Origin of the sequence: Pseudomonas moorei (assembly GCF_008801475.1) — a bacterium.
In the GTDB taxonomy this organism is placed as follows: domain Bacteria; phylum Pseudomonadota; class Gammaproteobacteria; order Pseudomonadales; family Pseudomonadaceae; genus Aquipseudomonas; species Aquipseudomonas moorei.
The window spans coordinates 138,603-146,894 of the sequence record NZ_VZPP01000017.1; the positions used below are offsets into that span (position 1 = coordinate 138,603).

7 protein-coding genes are annotated in these 8,292 nt (G+C 61.2%); 2 read left to right on the forward strand and 5 right to left on the reverse strand.

Annotation, left to right across the window (positions count from 1 at the left end):
- Nucleotides 1–7: 7 nt before the first annotated feature.
- From etfA to F7R06_RS27145, 5 genes are all read right to left on the reverse strand, one after another.
- Nucleotides 8–1,228: an electron transfer flavoprotein subunit alpha gene (gene etfA, locus F7R06_RS27125; RefSeq protein WP_090325851.1), complete on the reverse strand. Its 1,221-nt coding sequence runs from the start codon at nt 1,226–1,228 to the stop codon at nt 8–10.
- The gene (gene dgcB / locus F7R06_RS27130; RefSeq protein ID WP_090325853.1) at nt 1,228–3,177 is read right to left on the reverse strand and encodes a dimethylglycine demethylation protein DgcB; all 1,950 of its coding nucleotides are present in this window, start codon (nt 3,175–3,177) and stop codon (nt 1,228–1,230) included. The genes etfA and dgcB overlap by 1 nt, the downstream gene beginning before the upstream one ends.
- Nucleotides 3,178–3,349: 172 nt before the next feature.
- Nucleotides 3,350–5,410, reverse strand: a complete 2,061-nt coding sequence (gene dgcA / locus F7R06_RS27135) for a dimethylglycine demethylation protein DgcA (protein WP_090325856.1) — start codon at nt 5,408–5,410, stop codon at nt 3,350–3,352.
- 15 nt (nt 5,411–5,425) lie between these two features.
- A complete protein-coding gene (locus F7R06_RS27140; protein ID WP_008048169.1) occupies nt 5,426–5,956 on the reverse strand; it encodes a DUF5943 domain-containing protein in 531 nt (176 codons plus the stop codon).
- Nucleotides 5,957–6,034: 78 nt separating this feature from the next.
- A complete protein-coding gene (locus tag F7R06_RS27145; RefSeq protein WP_008033250.1) occupies nt 6,035–7,012 on the reverse strand; it encodes a dipeptidase in 978 nt (325 codons plus the stop codon).
- A gap of 248 nt (nt 7,013–7,260) precedes the next feature.
- On the opposite strand from F7R06_RS27145, the gene F7R06_RS27150 reads away from it, so the two are divergent.
- Nucleotides 7,261–7,662 (forward strand): lysozyme inhibitor LprI family protein, encoded by a 402-nt coding sequence (locus F7R06_RS27150; protein ID WP_090325858.1) that lies wholly within the window; start codon nt 7,261–7,263, stop codon nt 7,660–7,662.
- Between the two features lie 60 nt (nt 7,663–7,722).
- A complete protein-coding gene (locus F7R06_RS27155; protein WP_090325861.1) occupies nt 7,723–8,139 on the forward strand; it encodes a DUF3010 family protein in 417 nt (138 codons plus the stop codon).
- The last annotated feature ends 153 nt before the right edge of the window (nt 8,140–8,292 follow it).

The following is an 8,292-nucleotide window of genomic DNA, read 5'->3' on the forward strand; positions in this document are numbered from 1 at the left end:
CCTTCCCTTAAGCCGCATCGCGCTTGGCGTCGTTGCGGTAGGCCTCTACCGCCGCGATCAAGGCTTGAAGAATCTCGGCACTCTCGCCGATCACCGACAGGTCGGCCCGTTTGATCATGTCGCAGCCGGGATCGAGGTTGATCGCCACCACCTTGTCGCAGGCACCGATGCCCTGCAGGTGCTGGATCGCCCCGGAAATCCCCACCGCCACGTAGACCCGCGCAGTGACCCAGGTACCCGAGGCGCCAACCTGACGGTCGCGGGCCATGAAACCGTCGTCCACGGCAACCCGGGACGCGCCTTCGGTGGCACCCAATGCCTCGGCGGTCCTGTGGAAAAGTCCCCAGTCCTTGACGCCGTTGCCGCCGGAGAAGATGAACTCCGCTTCGGCCATCGGAATCGCCGCCGGGTCCACCGCCACCGCACCCAGATCCTCGATCCGCGAGAGGCTGCGCGGGACCGCTGTGGATAACTCCACCGGCAGGGCTTCGTGACGGGTTTCGCTGACCGGTTCGGCGCATTCGGCAGCCGCCAGAATCAACCGTGCGAGCGGACGCGCAAGGTCTTGCAGACCGGCACCGGCGCGGCCGATACATTCCTGGTCCTTGACCTGCCAGACCCGCGTGGCCGGGCGTTCGCCCAACGCCGCGGCAAAACGGCGACCGAGCTCGCCACCGCCGGTACGACTGTCGGGAAGCAACCAGTGACGCGGACTGAACTGGTTATCCACAGCCCGCAAGCCCTGGACACGTTGTTCCGGTGCATAACCGCTGAATTCATCTCCTTCGAGCACCAGCAGGCGATCGACACCGGCACTGGCAAAGGCGCTCTCTTTATGTTCGCCAAAGACCACGGCCAACACCGCGCCGTCCTTGCCCGCCAGTTGATGGGCCAGGCCCAGGAGGTCGCGGTCGTGACTGCTCAAGCGGCCACCAACCATGTCTGGAACGACGCTGATGTAGAACGCCGGTGCTGGCACCTGATGCAGCGGCAATTGCACTTCAACGGCAGCCGAGCGCTTGGTCGCACCACCCTGCTGCGCGCCACTGCGGTCGATGCGCTTGATGCCGTTCGGGCCGATAAAACCGATGCCGTGCGGGTTCTTGCGCATGACGCCATTGGGCCCCATCCAGCTGTGTTGCGCCGGCTGCATGGCTGCGTGCAGCGGATGCAGGCGGTTTCGGGCGATCCATTCAGCCCGTGGGTCGCGGCGGATAATGTCGCTCATCAGTGGGCCTCCGCAGGTTCACGTTTGGCTGGCGTGGATGGCTTGCTCGGTGCCTGGTCTTCGAGCAGCGCATCGGCCACCAGTTCGGCAATGTCCTTGATCAACGGCCGCGGTTCGACCACGCCTTCGAGCATTGCCGTGCACTGTGGACAACCCACGGCCACCAGTTCAGCGCCGGTTTCGCGGATGTCTTCCATGCGCATGTCGGGAATCCGTTGCTTGCCCGGAATGTCGGTGATCGGCGCCCCGCCGCCACCACCGCAGCAGCGCGAGCGGAAACCGGAGCGTTGCATCTCTTTGACCTCGATCCCGAGCGCACGCAGTACCTCGCGCGGCGCCTCGTACTCGCCGTTGTAGCGGCCGAGGTAGCACGGGTCGTGATAGGTCACGCTGTCGCCCTTGTGCTGACCGAGGTTCAGCGCACCGGCCTGGATGATTTCCGCCATGTAGGTGCTGTGGTGCTGCACCAGGTAGTTGCCGTCGAAGGCGCCGTACTCGTTCTTCAACACATGGAAGCTGTGCGGGTCGCAGGTGACGATACGGTTGAAGCGGTATTTGGCCAGGGTCTGGATGTTGCGTTTGGCCAGCAACTGGAAGGTGGCTTCATCGCCCAGACGCCGGGCCACATCGCCGCTGTCGCGTTCTTCAAGGCCCAGCACGGCGAAGTCGACCTTGGCCGCTTTCAGCACTTTGACGAACGCGCGCAGGGTACGCTGGTTGCGCATGTCGAAGGCACCGTCGCCGACCCAGAACAGCACATCGGTGGATTTCTTGTCGCTGAGCAGGTTGAGGTTCAAGTCCGCCGCCCAGTTCATCCGCCCGCCCGGCGCAAAGCCGCCCGGGTTGTCGGTGGCGATCAGGTTTTCCAGGACTTCGGCGCCTTTGTTCGGGGTCGCGCCTTTTTCCAGGGTCAGGTGACGGCGCATGTCGACGATGGCATCGACGTGCTCGATCATCATCGGGCACTCCTCGACGCAGGCGCGGCAAGTGGTGCATGACCACAGCGTCTCGGCATCCACCAGACCGTTGACGATCGGCCGATGGGGATTACCAGCGTGTTCGCCGATGGCTTTACCCGGATACGGGCTGCCGGCGAAATTGGCATCGGTGCCGCCCGCCAGGCCAACGACCATGTCCTGAATCAGTTTTTTCGGGTTCAACGGTTGACCAGCGGCGAACGCCGGGCACGCCGCTTCGCACTTACCGCACTGCACGCAGGCGTCGAAACCGAGCAATTGGTTCCAGGTGAAATCCTTGGGTTTTTCTACGCCCAGCGGTGCGGACAGGTCGGTCAGGTCCAGCGGCTTCAAGCCCGTGGAACGACCGCCACCAAAGCGCTCGGCGCGACGGTGCCAGGCCAGGTGCAAGGCACCGGCGAAGGCGTGCTTCATCGGCCCGCCCCAGGTCATACCGAAGAACAGCTCCGATACGCCCCACAGCACGCCGATGCCGAGGATCGTCGCCAACAGCCAGCCACCGAAATTCTCCGGAAGAATGCCCGCCACGGGCAGGGTCACCAGGAAAAACGACGCCGAGAACGCCAGCAGGCTTTTCGGCAGGCGCATCCACGGGCCTTTGGACAAACGGCTCGGCGGGTTGCGTCGACGCAGGTAAACGAAGATCGCACCAACGAACATCACCGCCGACATCAGCAGCAGTGCGTACCCGAGGATGCGGTTATGCAGGCCGAAACCGTGCACCAGAATCGCCAGCACGATGGACGCCACCGCACCACCGGCCGTGGCCACGTGGGTGTTGGCGATGTATTTGTCCCGCGCCACCACGTGGTGCAGGTCGACCATGTAACGCTTGGGCATGGCGAACAGGCCGCCGATCAGATCGACCTTCGAGGCACGGCCCCGGCGCCACATGGACACCCGCCGTAACGCGCCCAGAACCGCAAGGCCCAGGGCAGCGAACAACAGGATTGGAAGAAGGGTGTTCAACATGGTGAAGCTCCCAAAGACCTCGGGCTTAACTACCTGGATGCTTTGCTCGACCCCCTGTAGGAGCGAGCTTGCTCGCGATGGTCGTTAACGATGACGCGCGCGGTCTGAAAGAACGCGGCGCCTTCAAATTCATCGCGAGCAGGCTCGCTCCTACAAGGTTATCCACAAGCTCTTAGAAATCCTTGCACAACCGCAGCGCGTCGTAGATCGCCGCGTGCACGTTGCGCTGGGCCACGCAGTCGCCGATGCGGAACAGCAAATAGCCGGCGCCGCTCTGCTCCAGGCACGGTTGCGGCTTGATCGCGAACAAGGCTTCGACGTCGATCTGGCCTTTGTTGCGCGAACCTTCCTTCAACGCGTAGTAGATTTCTTCGTCCGGGCGCACGCCGTTTTCCACGACCACCTGGTCCACCACCCGCTCCTCTTTGGCGCCGGTGTATTCGTTTTCCAGTACGGCCACGAGCTTGTCGCCTTCGCGGTAGACCTTCTCCAGCATCATGTCGCCGGTCATGATCACTTCTTTCGGGTACATGCTGCGGTAGTAGGTCGGGAACGACGTACCGCCAATTGCCACGCCCGGCTTGATGTCGTCGGTGACGATCTCGACCTGGCTGCCCTTGTCGGCGAGGAAGTCCGCCGTGGACATGCCGGTGAATTCACAGATGGTGTCGTACACCAGTACGTTCTTGCCCGGTGCCACCTTGCCGTCGAGGATGTCCCAGCTGCTGACCACCAGGCCTTCAGCCGCGCCCCAATGCTCGTTCTGCTCCAGGAACGGATGACCGCCGACCGCCAGCACTACCACGTCCGGACGCAAGTCCATGATGGTGGGCGCGTCCGCCGCAGTCCCCAGGCGCAGGTCGACTTTCAGGCGTGCCAGTTCCAGTTGATACCAGCGGGTGATACCGGCGATCTGGTCCCGTTGCGGCGCTTTCGAGGCCGTGGTGATCTGCCCGCCGATGAATTCTTTCTTCTCGAACAAGGTCACGTCGTGGCCACGCTCAGCCGCCACACGCGCCGCTTCCATGCCCGCTGGACCAGCACCGACCACCACCACTTTGCGTTTCACGCCGGTGGTTTTCTCGATGATGTGCGGCAGGCCCATGTACTCACGGGAGGTGGCCGCGTTCTGGATGCACAGCACATCCAGACCCTGATATTGACGGTCGATGCAGTAGTTGGCGCCGACACATTGTTTGATCTGGTCGATCTGGCCCATCTTGATCTTGGCGATCAGGTGCGGGTCAGCGATGTGGGCGCGGGTCATGCCGACCATGTCGACGTAGCCGCCTTCCAGAATACGGGTGGCCTGGTTCGGGTCCTTGATGTTCTGCGCGTGCAGCACCGGAACCTTGACCACTTCCTTGATACCGGCGGCCAGGTGCAGGAACGGCTCCGGTGGATAACTCATGTTCGGAATCACGTTGGCCAGGGTGTTGTGAGTGTCACAACCCGAACCCACGACACCGATGAAATCCAGCATGCCGGTGTCGTCGTAGTATTTGGCGATCTGCTTCATGTCCTCGTGGGACAGGCCATCGGGGTGGAACTCGTCACCGCAGATACGCATGCCCACGCAGAAATCGTCACCGACCTCGGCACGCACCGCTTTCAACACTTCCAGACCGAACTTCATGCGGCCTTCGAAGGTACCGCCCCATTCGTCGGTACGCTTGTTGACCCGCGGGCTCCAGAACTGGTCGATCATGTGCTGGTGCACGGCCGACAGCTCGACACCGTCCAGGCCGCCGGCCTTGGCGCGGCGTGCCGCTTGGGCGTAGTTGCCGATTACCCGCCAGATTTCTTCCGGCTCGATGGTTTTGCAGGTGGCGCGGTGCACCGGCTCGCGGATGCCCGACGGCGACATCAGCGTCGGCCAGTTGAAGCCGTCCCAACGGGAGCGACGACCCATGTGGGTAATCTGGATCATGATCTTGGCGCCGTGCTTGTGCATGGCGTCGGCCAGATTCTGGAAGTGCGGGATGATGCGGTCGGTGGACAGGTTCACCGAGCTCCACCATTCCTGAGGGCTGTCGATGGCCACCACGGACGAACCGCCGCAGATCGCCAGGCCGATCCCGCCCTTGGCCTTCTCTTCGTAATACTTAACGTACCGATCGGTGGTCATGCCGCCGTCGGTGGCATAGACCTCGGCGTGCGCGGTGCTGAGCACGCGGTTGCGGATAGTCAGTTTGCCGATCTGGATCGGCTGGAACATTGCTTCGAAAGCCATGGCGGGTTCCTCGACTTACAACGGCTTGACGGTGAACAAACCGTCTTCGTGGCCCTCTTCGGAGCCACCGTAGACTTGTTCGGCGACGGTGCGGATCTTGCTGCCGCGCGCGGCGAGGATCTGGTCCATCGCACCGGCAAACCAGCCGGTGAACATGTAGTCGACTTTGCGTCCGACCTTGCCGTAGACGTAGACGAACGCTGAGTGTTCGAGCTTGACGCTGGCGGTGCCTTTGTCGAGGTCGATGTCCTGGATCTTGAACAGGCCCCAGCCGCGTTGCGAGAGGCGCTTCATGTAGTGCTCGAACACCGCGACGCCTTCCAGGCCGTGGCATTCAGCTTCTTTTTCGCACCAGTGCCAGGCGGACTTGTAGCCGGCTTTGTAGAGGATTTCGGCGTAGGCTTCGGCGCCCAGCACTTCTTCGATACCCATGTGGTTGTTGACGAAGAAATGGCGCGGCACGTACAGCATCGGCAGGGCGTCGGACGTCCAGACACCGGTCTCGCTGTCGACTTCGATTGGCAATTGCGGGGCGATCTTGGCCATGGAAACTTAACTCCAGAAAAATTTTGGTGTTGCCTGCGGCGCGGATGGCCGCAGGTAAGGATTCAGAAGTGCGGCGGCTTATTCGCCCCAAACATCTTTCAAGACGTTCACCCAGTTCTCGCCCATGATCTTGCGCACCACACGCTCGGAGTGGCCGCGCTTGAGCAGGGTCTCGGTCAGGTTCGGGAACTCGCCCACGGTACGGATGCCCAGCGGGTTGATGATTTTGCCGAAGCTGGTCAGGCGGCGGGCGTAGCCCTTGTCGTGGGTCAGGTATTCGAAGAAGTCCTGACCATGACCCTGGGTAAAGTCGGTGCCGATGCCGATGGCGTCTTCGCCGACGATGTTCATGGTGTATTCGATGGCTTCGGCGTAGTCGTCGATGGTCGAATCGATGCCCTTGGCCAGGAACGGCGCGAACATGGTCACGCCGACGAAACCGCCGTGGTCGGCGATGAACTTCAATTCTTCATCGGACTTGTTGCGCGGGTGAATCTTCAGACCCGACGGCAGGCAGTGGGAATAGCAGACCGGCTTCTTGGATTCGAGGATGACTTCTTCGGACGTCTTGGAGCCGACGTGGGACAGGTCGCACATGACGCCGACGCGGTTCATCTCGGCGACGATTTCACGACCGAAGCCCGACAGGCCGCCGTCACGCTCGTAGCAACCGGTGCCCACCAGGTTCTGGGTGTTGTAGCACATCTGCACGATACCGACGCCGAGCTGCTTGAACACTTCGACATAGCCGATCTGGTCTTCAAAGGCGTGGGCGTTCTGGAAACCGAAGAGGATGCCGGTCTTGCCCTGCTCCTTGGCCTTGCGGATATCGGCGGTGGTACGCACCGGAATCACCAGGTCGCTGTTCTCGCGGATCAGTTTCTGGCTGGCAGCGATGTTGTTGACAGTGGCCTGGAAGCCCTCCCACACCGAAACGGTGCAGTTGGCAGCGGTCAGACCGCCCTTGCGCATGTCTTCGAACAGTTCGCGGTTCCACTTGGCAATAATCAGCCCGTCGATAACGATGCTGTCGGCGTGCAATTCGGCTGGGCTCATCAGGCTGTCCCCTTGTTAGCGATTCATGCGCCGAATCGTCTGCCGGCGCTTTGGGCCAGCATATGCCTCGGTGCCTCGGCAGCCGGGTGCAAAAACGACAGGGGAATTGCCGAAAGCGTCAATCCGCGACAAAGGGTCGTCGCCAGGCGCAATCTGCTACCTGTTCAACGCCTTCAGCTTGGGCCAGAATTCGCCGCATCTCTTGAGGCCTTACTGGAAGCTTTACTGGAATAAGGGGCGGCAACGTAATGAAATCCATCATCCTGGCTCTGGCGCTGATTGCGACCGGCGTACACGCGGCGGAGGAATCCGACGACAACCCATGCGACAAAGTGGAAAACGACGTCCAGACCCTGGAATGCTCCGTTTACAGCAAAAAAACCGCCGAAGATCTATTGAGCGAAAACCTCAAAAGCCTGAACGAGCGCATGCAGTCGCTCTACGGCAAGACCCCGTCGCAACTGAGCGACATCACCGCCAGGATCAAGACCGCTCAGCAGCAGTGGACGAAGACCCGCGACGCCGACTGCGCCGTCGAAGCCTTCCCGGCCACCGCCGGCAGCAAGGCATTCACCATTGCGCAAAATGATTGCGTGGCGCGGATGAGTGACGAGCGGTCGGAGTTTTTGGAGTCGATTGGACAGGAGTAAGAGAACGCCGCTCCACTTGAGCTGTAAGCTGCACGCCTTCAGCCAGTAAAGGGATTCAACATGAAAGTCTGCGGCATCGAAATCAAAGGCAGCGAAGCGATCATCGCCGTGGCCATGCTGGAGGGTCAGGCGCTGAGCCATGTTGCGCTCGCGACCAGGAAAATCGCCCTCGACGATGACGACGAAGCCGCCAACGTCAAGGTGTTCGCGGCTCAGGTGGCGTCCTTTGTTCGCGAAAATGCCATTGATCGCATCGCCATCAAGAAGCGCAGCAAGAAGGGCGAATTCGCCGGTGGGCCAACCACGTTCAAGATCGAGGGTGTGTTCCAGTTGCTGGACAATTGCGAGGTGACACTGCTGTCACCGCAGACCATCAATGCGCAAAGCAAAAAGCACGACTTCGAACTACCGGGAACGCTGAACAAGTATCAGCATGAGGCTTACAAGGCGGCTTGTTCGGCGCTGATGAAGAAGTAACCCTTTTTATCCTTTCAAAACAGATCACTAATGAAATGGCTATCCCCTCACACCCTGTGATCGCTCTCTAAGCTTTCACAGGGTGTCTTTCGGAGGCCATTGCCATGAACAACGTAACTATTGTCGCCATCGATCTGGGAAAACATACCTTTC

Bases quoted from the DNA above. Each gene is read 5' to 3' on its own strand.
- etfA (WP_090325851.1), bottom strand. From the start codon at position 1,228: ATGAGCGACATTATCCGCCGCGACCCACGGGCTGAATGGATCGCCCGA.
- dgcB (WP_090325853.1), bottom strand. From the start codon at position 3,177: ATGTTGAACACCCTTCTTCCAATCCTGTTGTTCGCTGCCCTGGGCCTT.
- dgcA (WP_090325856.1), bottom strand. From the start codon at position 5,410: ATGGCTTTCGAAGCAATGTTCCAGCCGATCCAGATCGGCAAACTGACT.
- F7R06_RS27140 (WP_008048169.1), bottom strand. From the start codon at position 5,956: ATGGCCAAGATCGCCCCGCAATTGCCAATCGAAGTCGACAGCGAGACC.
- F7R06_RS27145 (WP_008033250.1), bottom strand. From the start codon at position 7,012: ATGAGCCCAGCCGAATTGCACGCCGACAGCATCGTTATCGACGGGCTG.
- F7R06_RS27150 (WP_090325858.1), top strand. From the start codon at position 7,261: ATGAAATCCATCATCCTGGCTCTGGCGCTGATTGCGACCGGCGTACAC.
- F7R06_RS27155 (WP_090325861.1), top strand. From the start codon at position 7,723: ATGAAAGTCTGCGGCATCGAAATCAAAGGCAGCGAAGCGATCATCGCC.